Genomic DNA, 17646 nt, shown 5'->3' on the forward strand with positions numbered 1-17646 from the left:
GGACGAGTGCAATCAGCTGCCGTCCCCGCGCAGGGTCAGCACCTCCACGCCGTCGCTGGTCACAGCGACGGTATGCTCGAATTGTGCCGATAGGCGTCGATCCTTGGTCACCACGGTCCATCCATCATCTTCGGTGGCGACCATCCGACTGCCCTGATTGATCATCGGCTCGATCGTGAAGGTCATGCCTTCGCGCAGCTTGAGCCCGGTACCGGGCCGCCCGAAGTTGAGGATCGACGGCTCCTCGTGCATCTCGCGCCCGATACCGTGCCCGCCATATTCGCGCACGACCGAATAGCCGTTCTGCTTGGCGTGCCGCTCGATCGCATAGCCGATATCACCCAGATGCGCGCCCGGACGGACCTGCTTGATCCCCTTCCACATCGCTTCCTGTGCCACGCGCACCAGCCGGCGGGCGGCAGGCGGCACCGTGCCGACGATATAGGTCTTGCTGGAATCGGCGATAAAGCCATTCTTCTCCAGCGTGATGTCCAGATTGATGATGTCGCCGTCGCGAATGATCGCGTTCGGATCCGGCACGCCGTGGCAGACGACGTGGTTGATCGAGCAGTTCAGCACATATTGGAAGCCATATTGGCCCTTGCTCGCCGGCCGCGCCGCCAGGTCCATGACAATATAGCGTTCGACCAGGTCGTTGACCGCCATCGTCGACATGCCCGCCAAATTCTGTCGATCGAGCATCTCGAACACGGAGGCGAGCAACTTGCCCGAAATCCGCATCAGCGCCAGTTCGTCGGGCGTCTTGACCATCAGGCGGCGAGCGCCCGCGCGACGCGCACGTCTGCCGATTCCAGCTGTCCCTTGACGATATCGTTGAAGGATAGCGTCGGATTGGCCTCTGCCAGCATCCCGATCTTCATCCAGAATTCCGCCTGGGCGTTGATGGAGCGGCACATCACCGTGCTCGCGCGACGCGCTTCTTCGTGCAGCGCGTCGTCAATCTTCACTAGCCCCATCTATCCGCTCCGTATCAGGCGATACGGAGCGTATATGGTTCATATATCGGTGTCCAGCTTGCCGCTTAGGTGCGGCGGTCCCATTCCGCCGGAGTCTTGCCGACGCCCATCCGGGCGAATTGCCGCCGCCGATCGATGAATTGATGCTTCAATGCGCCAGCGACGTGCAGCAGCAGCAGGCCGATATAGATCCAGCCGATCGTCTCATGGCGCGCTTCGAACGTTTCATGCGCCTCCTTCAACTTGGCGGCGCCATCCGGCTGATCGGCGATACGGGTGATCGGCGCGATCCGCGGCAGCGGGATCACCCCCCAGATCATGATCGGGCGGGGTTTGGATGGCGTCGCAGCCGGGGCCGCAGCGCCGGGTTGCGGCTTGGGCACATAGGCCGACACCATTGCCCAGCCGGTCAGCGGTGCCGCCAGCATGACGAGATAGAGGCAGAAGTGGACGATATGGGCCAGCGCGCGCTCCCACGCCGCCATCGGCAGAAAGGGCGGCGGCCTGTGCGTCAAACGCCACACGATGCGGATCACCGTCAGCGCAAGGATCGTGATGCCGGAGGATATATGGAAGGCGAAGACGGCCTGCGGCACCGCGTCGCCGAAGAAGCCGGTCGCCAGATTGAACAGGATCAGGATCGCGATAGCCCAATGAAGGATGATCGCCACCTTACTGTAGCGCACCCGCCTTGCCGCATCATCCGCCACGTCGCCGCACTCCCAACTCGTTTCGCTGGCGGAGTCTGGGCGCGCAGCGGCTGGCCGTCAATGCGTCGACGCGACGAAAGTATCTCTAGCCCGGGGCCAAGGATCGCTCGATTGCGCGGTGCGCGCGCAGGGACCATTTCCCCTGCATCATGGCGAGCCTTCTCGATCCTCAAGCACGCGGCAAAGTGATCCTGGTCGGTGCCGGCCCCGGTGACCCCGGCCTGTTGACCTTGCGCGCGGTCGAAGCGCTGAAAGCCGCGGACGTGGTCGTGCATGACGGGCTGATCGACATGCGCGTACTGGATTATGCGCCGGCCGATGCCCAGCGCATTTCGGTCGCGAAGCAGCGCAGCCGCCACACCTTGCCGCAGGACGCGATCAACGCGCTGATCGTGGCGCATGTAAAGGCAGGCTCGATCGTCGTGCGGTTGAAGGGGGGCGACCCATTCGTCTTCGGCCGCGGCGGCGAGGAAGTGGAAGCGGTGCGCGCCGCCGGTCTGCCGGTTGAGGTCGTACCGGGCGTTTCGGCGGCTTTGGGCTGCGCGGCGGAAGCGATGCTTCCCCTCACCCATCGCGATTGGTCGAGCGCGGTCAGCTTCGTGGCCGGCCAGTGCAAGGGCCTGAGCGAACAGGATTGGTCGGGCCTCGCGGGCGTCGGTCGCACCCTCGTCATCTATATGGGCGTCGCTTCGGGCAATTGCATTGCCGACAAATTGATGAAGGACGGGCTTGCGCCCGATCTACCGGTCGCGGTGCTGGAGCGCGGCACATTGCCCGGCTCGCGCGCGTTGCGCACGGTGCTGGCCGACCTCGGCGGGCTGATCGAACGGGAGAAGATCATCAGCCCGGCGATCATCGTCGTCGGTGAGGTCGTCCTGTTGTCCGACGCGGAGAACCGCTTCGCGGCCTTTGCGGCGCAGGCGGAGGCGCTGGCATGAAATTGCTCACGGGTAACGATCTGGTCACGGGCGACGTGATCTGGTGGGCGGGTGAAGGCTGGTCGCGCCTTGTTGCCGACGCGGTGGAGGTGGACGCCGGCGCGGATGCGGTGGCCAAGCGCGAGGAAGCCGCGCGCCGCGTCAACGGCCCCTATGTCGTCGATGCCGAAGCGGGTCCGCAGGGCCCGGTGCCGCGTCACATCAAGGAACGGATCCGCGCCGCAGGGCCGACCGTACGCCGCGATCTGGGGATCCAGGCGGTCGAAACCGCGTCTGAAAGCTGGGTGATCTGAATGTACCGCTATGACGATTATGATCAGGCGATCGTCGATGCGCGCGTCGCGGAGTTCCGCGATCAGGTCGCGCGCCGCCTTTCGGGCGAATTGTCGGAGGATCAATTCAAGCCGTTGCGGCTGATGAACGGCCTCTATCTGCAGCTCCACGCCTATATGCTGCGCGTCGCCATCCCCTACGGCACGCTCAACAGCCGGCAGATGCGCATGCTGGCGCATATCGCGCGCAAATATGACCGCGACTACGGCCATTTCACCACCCGCCAGAACCTCCAATATAATTGGATCAAGCTGGAGGACGCGCCCGATATCGTCGCCGAGCTGGCGACGGTCGAGATGCATGCCATCCAGACGAGCGGCAATTGCATCCGCAATATCTCGTCGGATCAATATGCCGGCGCCGCCGCCGACGAGGTCGCCGACCCGCGGCCTTATGCCGAGCTGCTGCGTCAGTGGAGCAGTTTCCACCCGGAATTTACCTACCTTCCGCGCAAGTTCAAGATCGCGGTGATTGCGGCGGACGAGGATCGCGCGGCGATGCGGCTGCACGATATCGGCCTGCAGCTGAAGCGCGACGACACCGGCACGCTCGGCTTCGCGGTCTATGTCGGCGGTGGCCAGGGCCGTACGCCGATGGTCGCGCCGCTGATCCGGGAGTTCGTGCCCGCGACCGAGTTCGTCGGCTATCTGGAAGCCTGCCTGCGTGTCTACAATCGCTATGGCCGACGCGACAATATCTACAAGGCACGCATCAAGATCCTCGTCCACGAGCTCGGCGCCGACGAATATCGGCGCCAGGTCGAGGAGGAATTCCTTCACGTGCAGACGCTGGGCGTCGATCCGCCGGCAGCAGAGCTCGCGCGGATCGCGGCTATGTTCGCGCTGCCTGCCTTCACCGGCGGCACGACCGACATCGATCGCAGCGACCCGGATTTTGCCTTGTGGCTCGACCAGCAGGTCGTGGCACACAAGCGCGAAGATCATGCGATCGTGACGATCAGCCTCAAGCCGATCGGCGGCATTCCGGGCGATGCCACCTCGGCGCAGATGGACCTGATCGCCGATCTTGCCGAACGCTATAGCCATGACGAATTGCGCATCACGCACGCGCAGAACATCGTGCTGCCGCATGTCCGCAAGGCCGACCTTTACGCGGTGTGGCAGGCGCTGGATGGCGCGGAGTTGGCGACGCCCAATCTCGATCTGATCAGCGACATCATCGCCTGCCCCGGTCTCGATTATTGCAGCCTCGCCAATGCCCGCTCGATCCCGCTCGCGCAGAAATTGTCGGAGCGGTTCAGCCTCGCCACCCAGCGCGACCTTGGCGAAGTGAAGCTCAAGATTTCGGGCTGCATCAATGCCTGCGGCCATCATCATGCCGGCCATATCGGCATCCTCGGCGTGGACCGGCACGGCACCGAAAATTACCAGCTGTCGTTCGGCGGTTCGGGTGCGGAAGATGCCAGCCTGGCCAAGATCGTCGGCCCCGGCTTCTCCGAAGACGGCGTCGTCGATGCGGTCGAGAAAGCGCTGGAAACCTATCGCGGGCTCCGCACCGAAGGCGAACGCTTCCTCGACACCTATCGCCGGGTCGGGTTGGATCCGTTCAAGGCGGCGATCTACACCGATCCTGCCGGTTCGACGGTGAAAGCATGACCCTCATCCGCTTCCGCACCGATGAGGTGCACGAGGAACCCGCCGGCACGCTCGACGACTTTCTCGGCCAGTCCAACGCCACCGCCGTGCGGCTGGAGGCGGGCGAGGATGCGCGCGCGCTCATTCCCTATCTCGACCGCCTTGCACTGATCGAGATCGCCTTCCCGTCCTTCCGCGACGGCCGTGGCTATTCCGCTGCCCGCATCCTGCGCGAAGCGGGCTATGAAGGCGAGCTCCGCGCGCAGGGCGATATCCTGCTGGATCAGGTGATCGATTATCGTCGCTGCGGCTTCGATGCGCTGGCGAGCGAATCCCCGCTCGATCCGGCCGCGGTGGAAGAAGCGCTCGCCCGTTTCCCCTACGTCTACCAGAAAGCCGCCGACGATCGCGCACCGGTGTGGAAGCTGCGTCATGGGTGAGGCCGCGCGCAAGATCGACGCGATCGACGTACGGCCCGCCTTTACCCAGGCTGATGTCGATGCGCTCAACGCACGTTACACCGGCATGCCGACGGCGATGATGCTGCGCGAACTGCTCACCGGCGACCTCTTCGGCCGCACCGCGCTGGTATCCTCCTTCGGCGCAGAGTCGGCCGTGCTGCTGCATCTGGTCAGCCAGATCGATCGCGACGTCCCACTGGTATTCACGAACACGCAAAAGATGTTCGGCGAGACTTTGGCCTATCGGGACGAACTGTCCGAGCGGTTGGGTTTCACCGATCTGCGCGTCTATCGCCCCGACCCGCGCCTGCTGGCGCAGAAGGATGAGACCGGCCTGCGCTGGTCCTACGATCCCGACGGCTGCTGCGCGATCCGCAAGGTCGAGCCGCTGCAGCGCGCGCTCAAGGGGTTCGATGCCTGGATTTCCGGTCGCAAGGGCTTTCAGGCCGGCACGCGCAACGCGCTGCCCTTGTTCGAGCTTGATACCGAACATGCCGACGGGCCCAAGCTGAAGCTCAATCCACTCGCCGGCTGGTCCAAGGATCAGCTCAATGCCTATTTCGACGAGCATAAGCTGCCGCGCCACCCGCTGGAGGCGCAAGGCTATCTCTCAATCGGCTGCTCGCCCTGCACCAGCCGCGTCATGCCGGGCGAAGACCCGCGTGCCGGCCGCTGGCGCGGCTGGGACAAGGTCGAGTGCGGTATCCACACCCCGATCGCAGGCCCCAGCGCGGACGATCCGATCTTCTGATCGTCCTTGTGCGCTGACGGCCCGTCCGTTCGAGCACTGCCGCCGGCGGCTAGAAGAGCAGCTTGCGGATCGTGATCGAAACCGTGCGCCCCAGCGGGTCAAGGAAAGCGGGCTGATAGCTGAGCGGCGTGTCACCGTTGGCGTCGCGTACGCGCTGGCGGCTGTTAAAGATGTTGGTCACGCCAAAGCTGACCCGCATCCCGCGCGCCCAGGGCTTGCTGATGAATTTCGGCATCGAGCCCATATCGGCAAACATGCGCAGGTTGAGTGTCGCCAGGCCCGAAAAACGGAGATCGCCCGTCCCCGGGCCATCGGAGTGTACCGAGGTGGCGGTCTTGTAATTACCTTCCAGCCGGGCGCCCAATCCGTTGTTCGAATAGCCCAGCTGCAACTGCAGCTGGTGCTTGGACTGCCCACCGCCACTGCCGACAGAATCGCCGTTCAGCAGGTCGAGCAAGGGCACACCCTGGCGGATCAGCACATCGTCGCGGATCGTCCACGTATCGTAGATCGCGACCTGAAGGCGCCCACCCTGGCCCGCGCGGCCACCGCGGCCACCACCACGCCCGCCACCGAAGCCACCGCCTGGGCCGCCAAAGCCTGCGCCCGGCGGAGGACCACCCGGCGGCGGACCGCCCGCGTCGCCGCCCGGTGGCGGCGGCGGTGGTGCCGCGCCCTCTGGCGGCGGCGGCGGTGGGGCCGCCCCATCCGGTGGCGGCGGCGGTGGTGCAGCCCCATCGGGCGGTGGGGGCGGCGGCGCGTCGGGCGGTGGGGGCGGCGGCGCGTCGGCCGGTGGAGGCGGTGGGAGCACGTCGGCGGCAGACGCCTGCTGCTGCTGCCGTTGCTGTTGACGCTGTCGGAACTCGGCCTGCCGCGCCGCCAGATCCGCCTTGTTGCCCGCCAGTACCGGCTCAAAACTATTCCGCGAAATAGGCGGCGGCAGATCCTGACCGGCCCGACGGGCCGCAATCCACGCCTCGAACTTCTTCTGCATGATAGACTTGAGATTGATCGAGAAGTTCAGGCCGTATCGTAGCTCGTCGCGCCGCTCGCGGGCAAAGTTCACGGATCGCGTGTCGATCTGGATCAGATTGCCGTCCGCATCGCGCAGGAAGCGATCGGGGAAGGCATTTTCCAGGTCGGTCGTCGGCTCGGGCAGCGATGCGATCGCGTTGCTGGTGCGGGTGCGCACATAATTGGCGACCAGGGTCAGATCGTTTTTGTCACCGAACGGCTTCGCCGTGATACCGAGTTTCCAGACATGGCGATTGTCGGCGCGCAGATTGGGATTGCCGCCGCTGACCTGGGTCACGTCAACGGTCTGGCCACGGGCATAATCAAACACCCGTACCTGCGGGGTGACGATCGTCGGATCGCCCAGCTGATTGACCGTCGGCGCGCCTTCGTCTTTCGTGAAGGAGCCGATCAGACTGAGAGGTGCAATCGGGCTCCAGACGAAACCGCCACCCAGCGTGCTGAGCGTCCCGAAATCGGAAAGCTGACGGACCGCCAGATTGGCGTTGAGCGAGAAATTGCCGAACCAGGGCAACACGCCGGTCCGGCGGCTGGTGATCGGCACATCCAGATTGATCTGCCCGTTGACGTTGCGACGGCTGAGTTCGTTCGACTGTTCGGTCAAGCCGCGCGTCGAGGAGGCGTCGAACCCGATATATTCGGCGCCGACCTTGATGTTGGTCGTCACGTCGCCGGCGGGCAGCTTGAATAGAGGGCCACCGACCACCGCCTGGACATTGCCCGTGTCGGTCACCGATCGGGCACGATTGGTGGCGAGGCCGCCGAGATCGCCGGGCGCGAACGGCGCAAACGGATTGGCGGTGGGATCGAGCGCGGTCAGCCGCGCCTGGAATGCGGACGTATAATCCCTGCTTCGGTCTTCGTACGACTGTCGGTATGATCATAATTGCCGGTTACGGACCAGCGCCAACGCCCCTTGTCGCCGTTCACGGTCACGCCGCCATGCCCGGTCAGCGTGCTCGTCCGCTGGTGCAGCGGATCGTCCCCGACGTAGCGATAGACGGCCACTGGGTCCGAAAACGGAGAGAAAGGATTGTCCACGGGAAGCGTGAGCGCCGCCCCCGGCAAGCCGCGCAGGCTGTCACCCGTGCTGTACGAGAGGCTGCCGTTCAGCGTCGCGGTCGAGCGACCGAAGATCGGATGCGCATAGACAGCGTTGCCGCTCCACTGCTGCGAAGAGGCGCGCAGCGTGCGATCGCGTGTGATGTCGGTCGTGTTGGGCGAATTGGCGCCCGGAACGAACGCAGAGAGGGTCGGAGGGCCATTGGCGGCCGATGCCGGAACGGCAGCGACGGTCACCGGTACGCCCGCGAGAGCGCTTAACGCGGGGTCGATTTCGTCCGACCCCGAGCCGAAGGGAGGACCAACGTTGCCGACGCGATCGAACGGGCGGTTTGCGCCCAGGTCAGTGACGTCGCGCTGGCTCTCCCGCAGCTTCGCACTATCCTGATAGCGCAGGTTCAACGTCAGCCGGTTGTCCCCGCGAATTCGGACGTAATTGGCTTCGGGATTGACGCTCGTGCCGCCGCCTTCGGTCGATGTGCTGCCGCCCGCCTGGCCGACAAGTGCCAGGAAACGCTCCCGCAGGACGATATTGACGACCTTCTGGTCGGCCGAATACCCATATTTCAGACCTACCTCTTCGGGCAGTATCTCGACTCGCGCAATCGCCTCGGTCGGCAGGTCGCGAATCTCACCGAAGCCGGAAATACGCCGCCCATTGAGCAGAACCACCGGCGCTTCGCCGCCGCGCCCGCGCCCGCTGGTCGTCTGCGGCGAAAGCTCGTCGAGCAGATCGGAGATATTGTTGACGCCATAGGCCCGCACGTCGGCCTGGGTCAGCGTCTGATCCGGCGGAATATCCCCGACCACGGCGCCGCGCGGCCGTTGCCCCTGGACGACCACCTCTTCTTCCTCTTCCGCGGCGGGGACTGCCGGCTTCGCGGTGGCCGACGCCGCTGGCGTGCCCGACGGTGCGGATTGGCTTTGCGCCCATGCCATTTCGGGCGTGATGAGAAGCGGCAAGCCGATCAGAAGCGAGAATTTGCGCACAAGCGGCCCCATAAAGTTCCGCACTTGAACGCCCGCTTGCGGCAATCCCGTCGCCGCCGCGAAATTTAATCGTTCAGATCAGGCCGGCCAGCGGGCTCGAGGGATCCGCATAGCGACGTTTCCCCATCCGTCCGGCGCGATATGCGAGTCGACCGCTTTCAACCGCCGCCTTCATCGCGGCCGCCATCATCACGGGATCCTTGGCCTCGGCGATGGCGGTGTTCATCAGCACGCCGTGCGAGCCCAATTCCATCGCCAGTGCCGCGTCCGACGCGGTTCCGACGCCGGCATCGACGATCACGGGCACCTTGGCGCCCTCCACGATCAGGCGAATCGTCACCTGATTCTGAATGCCCAGGCCCGATCCGATCGGCGCCCCCAGCGGCATGATCGCGACCGCGCCAACATCTTCGAGTCGCTTGGCCGCGATCGGATCGTCCACGCAATAGACCATCGGCAGGAAGCCTTCCTGGGCCAGCACCTCGGTCGCGCGCAGCGTTTCGACCATGTCCGGATATAAGGTACGCGCCTCGCCCAGCACCTCCAGCTTGACCAGATCCCAGCCGCCCGCCTCGCGCGCCAGCCGGAGCGTGCGGATCGCATCCTCCGCATTGAAACAGCCCGCCGTGTTGGGAAGATAGGTGATCTTCTTCGGATCGATATAATCGGTCAGCATCGGCGCGTTGGGGTCCGACACGTTCACGCGCCGCACGGCCACGGTCACGATTTCCGCGCCCGATGCCTCCAGCGCGGCCGCATTCTGCGCGAAATCCTTATATTTGCCGGTGCCGACGATCAGGCGGGAGCGGAAGCTGCGCCCTGCCACCGTCCAGCGATCCTCGTCGATCGACGCGCCGCCCGCGACCCGATGGTCGCCACCACCAACGAAATGTACGATCTCCAGCTCGTCGCCATCCTCCAGGCAGACCTGCGCAATGGTCGAGCGCGGCACCACCTCCAGATTGCGTTCGACCGCGACCTTCTCCGGCACCAATCCCAGCTGACTCGCAAGGTCGGCGATGCTCAGGCCAGCCGGGACGCGCTTATGCTCGCCATTGACCGTGATCGAAATGGTACCATCGCTGTGAATTGGAGTCGGCATGGCCCCCGCTCTAAGGGGATGCGGCAAAAGATGAAACCCGCAGCGGCTTCATGCGCTGGACGTGCGGCCAAAGCTCTGCAATGAGCGCGCCTTCACTTTTCAGGGGCATCGTTTGATGACCGAAACTAATAATGTGTCGATGCAGGTCGATGCCGGGCTGGTCCGCCAGCTCGCCGAGTTGCTCGATGATACCCGCCTCACCGAGATTGAGGTTCAGGACGGCGACCGGCGCATTCGCGTCGTGCGCAACATCGCGGTGCCTGCAGCGGCCGCGCCGGTAACGGTTGCGGCCGCACCGGCGGCGCCCGTAGCAGCACCCGCCGCACCGGCTTCGGCCCCCGCGGCACTGGCCGCTCCGGCATCCGGCGACCATCCCGGCACGATCAAGTCGCCGATGGTAGGCACCGTCTATATGTCCGGTGCACCGGGCGCCAAGTCGTTCGTCGCGGTCGGCGAGAAGGTTGCCGCTGGCGACACTTTGCTGATCGTCGAGGCGATGAAGGTCATGAACCCGATCCTGTCGCCGCGCGCCGGCACGGTGACGGCAATCCTGGTCGACAACAATCAGCCGGTCGAATTCGACCAGCCTCTCGTCGTCGTCGAGTAAACGGCCTTGGCCAAGATCGAAAAAGTCCTGATCGCCAATCGCGGCGAGATCGCGCTGCGCATCCACCGCGCCTGCCATGAAATGGGTATTCGCACGGTCGCGGCGCATTCCACCGCCGATGCGGACGCGATGCATGTGCGGCTTGCCGACGAAGCGATCTGCATCGGCCCGCCTTCGGCGACCGAGAGCTACCTGAACATTCCCAACATCATTTCCGCCGCGGAAATTTCCGGTGCCGACGCGATCCACCCCGGCTATGGTTTTCTCAGTGAGAATGCCCGCTTTGCCGAGATTGTCGAGACGCACGACATCATCTGGATCGGCCCCAAGCCCGAACATATCCGGACGATGGGCGACAAGATCGAAGCCAAGCTGACCGCTGCGAAGCTCGGCCTGCCGCTGGTTCCCGGATCGGACGGCCCGATCAAGGATGTCGCGGAAGCGAAAGCGATCGCGCGCGAGATCGGTTACCCCGTCCTGATCAAGGCCGCCTCGGGCGGCGGCGGGCGCGGCATGAAGGTCGTGCCTTCGGAAGATCAGCTCGAGACGCTGATGGAACAAGCGGGCAGCGAGGCGGCCGCCGCATTCGGCGATGCGACCGTCTACATGGAAAAATATCTGGGCGACCCGCGCCATATCGAATTCCAGGTATTCGGCGACGGTAACGGTAACGCGATCCACCTCGGTGAGCGCGATTGCTCGCTCCAGCGCCGCCACCAGAAGGTGCTGGAAGAAGCCCCCTCGCCCGTCATCTCAGCCGAACAACGCGCGGAGATGGGAGGCATCGTCGCCAGGGCGATGGCCGATATGGGCTATCGCGGCGCGGGAACGATCGAATTCCTGTACGAAGACGGCAAATTCTACTTCATCGAGATGAATACCCGTCTGCAGGTGGAGCATCCGGTGACGGAAGCGATCACCGGCCTCGATCTGGTCCGCGAACAGATAAGGATCGCCGAAGGCCATCCGCTGACGCTGCGCCAGGAGGACGTGGTGTTCCGCGGTCACGCGATCGAATGCCGCATCAATGCCGAGGACGCCCGCACCTTCGCGCCCTCCCCCGGTCTGGTGACCCAATATCATGCGCCGGGTGGCATGAACGTGCGCGTCGATAGCGGGCTTTATGCGGGCTATCGCATCCCGCCTTATTATGATTCGATGATCGCCAAGCTCATCGTCTATGGCACGACCCGCAACGGCGCTCTCCGCCGCCTGCGCCGCGCGCTGGAGGAATTCGTGATCGATGGTGTGAAGACCACCATCCCGCTCCACCGTGCGCTGCTGGACGAGCCCGATTTCCAGACCGGCAATTACACGATCAAGTGGCTGGAGAAGTGGCTGGCGGAGCAGGACGAAGCGGACCGCGCGTCAGCGGAATGAAGGCAACGATCTGGCATAATCCGCGCTGCTCCAAGTCCCGCGAGGCGCTGGCACTGCTGCAGGATGCAGGTGCCGAGGTCCGCATCGTCGAATATCTGAAAACGCCGCCAACGCGGGAGACGCTGGCTGCGCTTTATGAAAAGGCCGAAATGCGTCCACGCGATGGGCTGCGCCTGGCCGAGCCCGGAGCAAAGCCGCTCAAGACTGCGTCGGACGACGCAATTTTGGATGCGATGGTGGTCGATCCGATCCTGATCGAACGGCCGCTGGTCGAAACGGAAAAGGGCGCCCGTCTGGGACGGCCGCCCGAAAAGATACGCGAAATATTGTAGGTGGGCGGCGGGATGTCCCGCCGCCCGTTCCACATCAGAAGTGGAAGATCACACCCGCCATCGGGCGGATGCTGTCAAAGTCGTAGGTTTCGATCGACAGACGCAGGCGCGGGCCGGCGCTGCTGGTGATGCCACCCAGACCGATGTCCTTCGGGCCCACCTCGACGCCACCGCCCCACATCCAATCGCTGTGGTCGTTGAAGCCGCGCTTGCTCTTCGCGTTCACCCACTGATAGCCGCCCGACAGATAGATCAGGCCGCTGTCACCAGCGCGGAAACCCGCGCGGCCACGAACGCCATATTCCCAATCGATGTCGTTGAAGCCCTTGGCGGCGTTACCTTCAACACCGACGAAGACGGGACCCAGCGGAACGTTGGCGCCAACGAGACCTTCGATCAGCGCGCCGGTCGGCTTGCCGTAACGGGGAACCGTGCCGAATTCGCTGCGGCGGTCGAAGCTGTGATAGCCACCCATGATGCCCACATAGGGCTCAATTCCGAAGGGGCGGCTGCCGTCCGGCGCCGTGTCCTGCGCGGACGCGGAACAGGCGATGCCGACCGCGAGTGCGGCGGCAAGGGCGGTCTTGATCATATTCTTGAACTCCTACGATACATATACGTAAGCGCGCTGAAAGGCGCTCGGGGGTAGAACCTGTCGCACGCCCTGTGGTTTCGCAGTTGCGGTAGAACATAAAAACCGTGACCAATTCGCAACACTCTGGATTAGGGACCGCTGTGGCTGAGGCATTTCAAGATCGCGAGACCCGCCCGGTCGTCCAAATCATCGCCAATCCCGATGCCGGCTCGTCGTCCCGGCGGCGCTTACGCGCACTGCAGCATGCCTTTGCCGCCGCCGGGGCCCGCATCCTGCTGTCCGAAAGCCGCGCAGGAGAGGTCCGTATTGATCCCGCCGCCGAACATATCTGCATCGTCGGCGGAGACGGCACCTTGCGGCACGTCGCGGCCGCCGTGCACCGCAACGGCCGCCCGGTCACGCTCAGCCTCTACCCGATGGGAACCGTTAATCTGATCGCACGGGAACGCGGCTATTCCCGCAATCCCGCGGCTTTCGTCGCACGGATATTGGGCGGGGCAGAACGGCGCGACCATTATGTCGCGATGATCGGGGATATCATCCTGTCCGGGGTCGCCAGCGTCGGGCCGGACAGTTTCGCGGTCGACAATCTCTCCCTGCCGCTCAAGCGCCTGCTCGGCCGCCTTGCCTACGTACTGGCCTTCGTGTCCGTGTTGGGCAGATGGCGACAGCCGCATCTGCAGGTCGCGACCGATGACGGCATCATCGCCTGCGAAGCGATCTATATCGCCAAGGGGCGCTATTTTGCCGGCCCCTGGAGTTTTGCGCCGCGCGCTTCGGTCGAACAGCGCCTGTTGCATGGCGTTGCGCTGCGCCGCGCCCGCCGGATCGATTTCGCGCGGTTCGTGTGGGCCTTATGGCGCGGCCGCGATCTCACCCGCGATCCCAACCTCCTGCTCTTCTCCTGCGATCGGCTGACCATCGGCGGAGAGCCCGCGCCTCTGCAGGCGGACGGAGATATCGTGGCGACCACGCCCCTGGCCATCGCCATCCAGCCGGAGCCCTTTTCCTTCGCCTGAGCTGCAGCGTGATCGCGGCCGCTTTGTCAGAAAACCGGTTTGGCCTCAGCGGTCGGCAGGGGCACGCCCAGAATCCGGGCGACCGAGGGCGCGATCGATCGCATATCGATTTGCCCCAGCTGACCCTTCTGTTTCACGCCGGGGCCCTCGACGAACAGGCTTGATCGCATCGCCGGATCGGAGGGCATATAGCCGTGCATGCCCTTATATTTGCTGGGCGTCTGCTTGGCAGCGCGCGGATCGTACCCCGCTTCGAAGCCGGGCTTGAACGCGATCAGGAAACTGGATCGTGCGCTGCCACCCATCGCGGCGATCGCCTTGGCGTCGAGGATTTGGGCAATCCCCATCTCAGGGTCAGCCTTCAGCGCGGCAAGCAGGCCGGCGACCTTGCTGACAAGCGCGCCATCCTGCGGACGCGCCAGCACCACGCCGGCCGATCCGCCCATGAACCACGGTTCGGCATCCCATCCGGTCACCTTGCCGGCGGCATCGAACCTGATCAGCCCGGCGGCGATGAACGGGGCGAGCAGGTTCACATCCGTATGGACCGGCGCAAATCCATGATCCGATACGACCACGACGGTCGTGTCGGGTTCCGCCGCGCGCGCCGCCGCGATCAGCGTCCCGATCATCACGTCGTTGCGCGCGATCGTAGCCATGGCTTCGGGGCTACCGGGGCCAAAGGCATGTTCATTATGGTCGACGCTGGCCAGATAGACCGTCGTCAGGGCCGGCTTATGCTGCGCCATAAGGGCGGTGGCGAAGCGAACACGGTTTTCGTCCGCCTCCACGCTCTCATCGATCCCCTGGGCATAGGGGCCGAGCTGTTGTTCCAGCCGCGGCAGCAGGCCCGGCGTCGCCAAGGCCCGCATCAACTTGCGGTCGTCTTCATGCCCGGTCCGCCAAATTTGCGGAAGATTATAGTCGACCGGCGCGCCGACGCTCACCGGCCAATGGACGTTGACGGTCGTCAGCCCCTTGCCCCGCGCCGCGCTCCACAAGGTCGGAACCCGGATGTCCTCGGAATACCAGTCCCACCCGATCTGATTGATATTGGTCGGATCGAACGTGAGGTTGTTGGCGACGTCATGCCGTGCCGGGGCGGCGCCCGTGATCAGCGTGACATGGCTGGGATAGGTCAGGGTCGGCAACACCCCCACGACGCCCTCGGCATAAGCCCCCTGCGCCATCATGCGCTTCAGATTGGGAACCTTCAGCCCGCGCGCATCGGCCTCGATCACATCGGCCGGGCGCAACCCGTCGACCGAAATCATCAACACAGGCGCGGCCGCCACCGGGGCGGCCGCAAGCAGTGCCGCCGCCACCGCCCCCAGCAGGCGTTTCATCAGAAGCCCTTCTTGAGCGTCACGAACCACTGGCGCGGCGCGCCAACCATGAAGTTGGGATTGTCGAAATCGCTGCCGCTGACCATCACATTGTTGGTGTTGACGGTCGAGATGTAGCGCTTGTTCGTCAGGTTGGTGACGCTGCCTTCGATCGAGATATTCTTGAGCCAGCCCGATCCCGCGAAGCGATAGCCGATGCTGGCATCGGCCACGAACCGGCCGGGGGCTACCTGGTCATTCTCATAGGAGAAGAAGCGCTTCGACATATAGTCACCACCGACGCGCCCGAAAATCGTGCCGTCGTCATAGACGATTTCCCCCTTCAGCATCGATTTGGGTGCATCGACCACCGTCTTGCCCTTCGTGCGGGCAAAGATCGTGCCGTCGCTGCGGAAGACGTCATCCTGATATTCGGAGTGATTGTAGGAATAATTGGCGAACAGCGAGACGGCGCGCGTCAGTTTGTAATTGAGGGCGATTTCGGCGCCATAGGCATGGACGCTGCCCACATTGTTGAGGATCGCCGGGTTGCCGGCAATGCCCGATCCGTTGGCGAACGATGCGAGCCGGTTCCGGAAATCGATGAAATAGCCGACCGCGGACGCCTGGAACGGGCCGTCATGATAGCGCACGCCGCCTTCATAGGTTTTCGACGTTTCCGGTTTCAGCGTGTTCTTGATCGCGTTGAAACCGGCCTGCGTGGTGGAGAACGGCCCGCTCGTCAGGGCAGAGACGAATGCCCGCATATTCTCCGTATAATCGGCGAAGACCTCGGTGTTGGGCGAGACATGGTAGACCACGCTTACCTGCGGCTGGAACCAGTCCTTCGCGCCGATCCGGCCGCTGGCGAGCGGCCCCGTCTCCACATCCGCCTTGTTGGTGACCTTCACGCCCTTCCAGCCGCCGGTCAAAACCAGCGCATCGTCGAGCAGCTTCAGCGTGTCCTCGACGTGATATTGGAAGGTGTTGGTGTGGAAATCGCCCTCATATTGCGTGGCGAACGGGTTCTTCTGGAAACCGAGCGTGTCGCGATTATAGGCCGCATCCTCGAGGCCATAATAGCGCCGCGCCTGATGGAAATGGTTGCGTTCGTACCAAGCGCCCACGGTGATGCTGTTGATCCCGCTCTCATAGGTCAGCGCGCCGATGCCACCTTCGCGATGGATCGCATATTCGGTGGTGCGATAGGATAGCGGCGCGGGCGCGGTGATAGGATTGCCGGCCTGGTCAGGCGCGCCGAGCGGCGTCGCGACGTAAGGCGTGACCCAGGAGCCCTGCCCCTTATTCTCGTGATAATAGCCGGTGCCTTTGAAGCTCAGCCCCGGCGCCAGCTTCAGGTCCAGCGTCGCGCCGCCCAGATAGTCGTTCCGCACGCCGCCGGCGTCGAAATAGACATCGTCGGCATTCTGATAGGGCGCGGGAAAGGCAGTGCCGTTCTGCAGCGCCAGCGCGATCGCCTTGGCCGTCGTGTAATCCGGCCGGATATTGTCGACGCGAAAAGCGGCCCGCTTGCCGAGCCGGTTGATGAGGTCGAGCGTCAGATCCTGATAATCGGTCTCGCGCCGCGCCGAATAGTTGAAGAAGCCGCTCAGCGTGCCGGCATTGCCCAGATCGCCCACCAGCTTGGCATTGACCTGGTTCTGATATTGCGGGCCATCGCCGCGCCACTTGTCGGTGTGGAGATACGCATAGCTGAGCGAACCGCGTACCGCACCGACATCGCCGGAATCCACGCGCACATAGCCCCGGTAGGTGTCGTCGGAACCCGCGGTGCCCGATGCCGCAATGCCGAATTGATGGTTGGGATCGTCGCTGTAGAATTGGATCGTGCCGCCCAGATTGCTGGTCGAGGCCGTGCCGAGCGCACCCGCGCCCTGCGCCACGACGGTGCGGCCGACATTCTCCGAAATGATCGCACGGCTGACGTGCAGGCCGTTAACGTTGCCATAGCTCATGTCGCCAAGCGGCACATTGTCCAGCGTGAAGCCGAGCTGGTTCTGGTTGAAGCCGCGCAGGCTGATCCGCACCGCCCATTCATAGGCACCGAACGGGTCCGCCGCCTGATATTGCACGCCCGGCAGCTTCTCGATCGCCTTGAACGGGGTGGAGCCCGGCGTGAGGCGGCCGATATCGGCGGCGGTGACTTCCTGTTCCTGACGCCCGCGCCCGAAGCCGAGCACCACCACCTCGCCGCTATCCACTGGCGCGTCCGCTGCGGGCGCCGCATCCGCCGCTGGTGCCGCTGCACCGGCTGCAGCCGGTTCGGCGGCAGAGGCATTCGCTGCGGAGAACGCGGCGAGGGCGATGCCCGTCGCGAGGAACGCGAAAGTCGGCTTCATGATCTGATTCCCTTTTGAGGCGTGCGTTCGCCTTCTCTCGGCCCCTGATACTGCTGCATTGCAGCATGATGAAG

The 17646-nt window shown here is 64.3% G+C and carries 18 protein-coding genes; 9 read left to right on the plus strand and 9 right to left on the minus strand.

The window, feature by feature from the left end; all coding sequences use genetic code 11:
- Nucleotides 1-12: 12 nt before the first annotated feature.
- The 3 genes from map to ACSBM8_RS13115 form a co-directional block, all read right to left on the minus strand.
- Nucleotides 13-771, minus strand: a complete 759-nt coding sequence (gene map / locus ACSBM8_RS13105; RefSeq protein WP_442678451.1) for a type I methionyl aminopeptidase — start codon at nt 769-771, stop codon at nt 13-15.
- A complete protein-coding gene (locus ACSBM8_RS13110; protein ID WP_442678452.1) occupies nt 771-977 on the minus strand; it encodes a ParD-like family protein in 207 nt (68 codons plus the stop codon). The genes map and ACSBM8_RS13110 overlap by 1 nt, the downstream gene beginning before the upstream one ends.
- 65 nt (nt 978-1042) lie before the next feature.
- A complete protein-coding gene (locus tag ACSBM8_RS13115) occupies nt 1043-1687 on the minus strand; it encodes a cytochrome b (RefSeq protein ID WP_442678453.1) in 645 nt (214 codons plus the stop codon).
- A 149-nt stretch (nt 1688-1836) separates the two neighbouring features.
- Between ACSBM8_RS13115 and cobA the strand changes: the two genes are divergently transcribed.
- From cobA to ACSBM8_RS13140, 5 genes are read left to right on the plus strand one after another with little or no spacing between them, the layout of a single operon-like run.
- Nucleotides 1837-2625, plus strand: coding sequence for a uroporphyrinogen-III C-methyltransferase (cobA, locus tag ACSBM8_RS13120; RefSeq protein ID WP_442678454.1), 789 nt, complete (start codon nt 1837-1839; stop codon nt 2623-2625).
- Nucleotides 2622-2918 carry a DUF2849 domain-containing protein gene (locus ACSBM8_RS13125; protein WP_442678455.1) on the plus strand — a complete coding sequence of 99 codons (297 nt, stop codon included), beginning with the start codon at nt 2622-2624 and terminating at the stop codon, nt 2916-2918. Before cobA ends, ACSBM8_RS13125 begins: the two co-directional genes overlap by 4 nt.
- Nucleotides 2919-4574: a nitrite/sulfite reductase gene (locus tag ACSBM8_RS13130; RefSeq protein WP_442678456.1), complete on the plus strand. Its 1656-nt coding sequence runs from the start codon at nt 2919-2921 to the stop codon at nt 4572-4574. It abuts the gene before it with no gap.
- Complete coding sequence (locus ACSBM8_RS13135; RefSeq protein ID WP_442678457.1) at nt 4571-4993, plus strand: DUF934 domain-containing protein; 423 nt, start codon at nt 4571-4573, stop codon at nt 4991-4993. The genes ACSBM8_RS13130 and ACSBM8_RS13135 overlap by 4 nt, the downstream gene beginning before the upstream one ends.
- Nucleotides 4986-5765: a phosphoadenylyl-sulfate reductase gene (locus ACSBM8_RS13140; RefSeq protein ID WP_442678458.1), complete on the plus strand. Its 780-nt coding sequence runs from the start codon at nt 4986-4988 to the stop codon at nt 5763-5765. Before ACSBM8_RS13135 ends, ACSBM8_RS13140 begins: the two co-directional genes overlap by 8 nt.
- 49 nt (nt 5766-5814) lie before the next feature.
- Here ACSBM8_RS13140 and ACSBM8_RS13145 read toward each other — a convergent pair whose 3' ends face one another.
- The 3 genes from ACSBM8_RS13145 to thiS form a co-directional block, all read right to left on the minus strand.
- On the minus strand, nt 5815-7533 hold the full coding sequence (locus tag ACSBM8_RS13145) for a hypothetical protein (protein ID WP_442678459.1): 1719 nt from the start codon (nt 7531-7533) through the stop codon (nt 5815-5817).
- An 83-nt stretch (nt 7534-7616) separates the two neighbouring features.
- Complete coding sequence (locus ACSBM8_RS13150) at nt 7617-8852, minus strand: hypothetical protein (protein WP_442678460.1); 1236 nt, start codon at nt 8850-8852, stop codon at nt 7617-7619.
- 73 nt (nt 8853-8925) lie between these two features.
- Nucleotides 8926-9954, minus strand: a complete 1029-nt coding sequence (gene thiS, locus ACSBM8_RS13155) for a sulfur carrier protein ThiS (protein WP_442678461.1) — start codon at nt 9952-9954, stop codon at nt 8926-8928.
- Nucleotides 9955-10069: 115 nt separating this feature from the next.
- Here thiS and accB point away from each other — a divergent pair, with 115 nt between their 5' ends.
- The 3 genes from accB to arsC are packed head-to-tail and all read left to right on the plus strand — an operon-like array spanning nt 10070 to nt 12273.
- Nucleotides 10070-10561 (plus strand): acetyl-CoA carboxylase biotin carboxyl carrier protein, encoded by a 492-nt coding sequence (gene accB / locus ACSBM8_RS13160; RefSeq protein ID WP_442678462.1) that lies wholly within the window; start codon nt 10070-10072, stop codon nt 10559-10561.
- Between the two features lie 6 nt (nt 10562-10567).
- Complete coding sequence (accC, locus tag ACSBM8_RS13165; RefSeq protein WP_442678463.1) at nt 10568-11941, plus strand: acetyl-CoA carboxylase biotin carboxylase subunit; 1374 nt, start codon at nt 10568-10570, stop codon at nt 11939-11941.
- Nucleotides 11938-12273 (plus strand): arsenate reductase (glutaredoxin), encoded by a 336-nt coding sequence (gene arsC, locus ACSBM8_RS13170; protein ID WP_442678464.1) that lies wholly within the window; start codon nt 11938-11940, stop codon nt 12271-12273. Before accC ends, arsC begins: the two co-directional genes overlap by 4 nt.
- A 34-nt stretch (nt 12274-12307) precedes the next feature.
- Here arsC and ACSBM8_RS13175 read toward each other — a convergent pair whose 3' ends face one another.
- Nucleotides 12308-12865 carry an outer membrane protein gene (locus ACSBM8_RS13175; RefSeq protein ID WP_442678465.1) on the minus strand — a complete coding sequence of 186 codons (558 nt, stop codon included), beginning with the start codon at nt 12863-12865 and terminating at the stop codon, nt 12308-12310.
- A gap of 143 nt (nt 12866-13008) precedes the next feature.
- Between ACSBM8_RS13175 and ACSBM8_RS13180 the strand changes: the two genes are divergently transcribed.
- Complete coding sequence (locus ACSBM8_RS13180) at nt 13009-13887, plus strand: diacylglycerol/lipid kinase family protein (protein ID WP_442678466.1); 879 nt, start codon at nt 13009-13011, stop codon at nt 13885-13887.
- A gap of 26 nt (nt 13888-13913) precedes the next feature.
- Here ACSBM8_RS13180 and ACSBM8_RS13185 read toward each other — a convergent pair whose 3' ends face one another.
- Together ACSBM8_RS13185 and ACSBM8_RS13190 are read right to left on the minus strand one after the other, a co-directional pair.
- On the minus strand, nt 13914-15233 hold the full coding sequence (locus ACSBM8_RS13185; protein ID WP_442678467.1) for an alkaline phosphatase family protein: 1320 nt from the start codon (nt 15231-15233) through the stop codon (nt 13914-13916).
- Nucleotides 15233-17572, minus strand: a complete 2340-nt coding sequence (locus ACSBM8_RS13190; protein ID WP_442678468.1) for a TonB-dependent receptor domain-containing protein — start codon at nt 17570-17572, stop codon at nt 15233-15235. Before ACSBM8_RS13190 ends, ACSBM8_RS13185 begins: the two co-directional genes overlap by 1 nt.
- Between the last annotated feature and the right edge of the window lie 74 nt (nt 17573-17646).

The sequence above is a fragment of the Sphingomonas sp. ASY06-1R genome, assembly GCF_052180265.1.
Taxonomy (GTDB): domain Bacteria; phylum Pseudomonadota; class Alphaproteobacteria; order Sphingomonadales; family Sphingomonadaceae; genus Sphingomonas_I.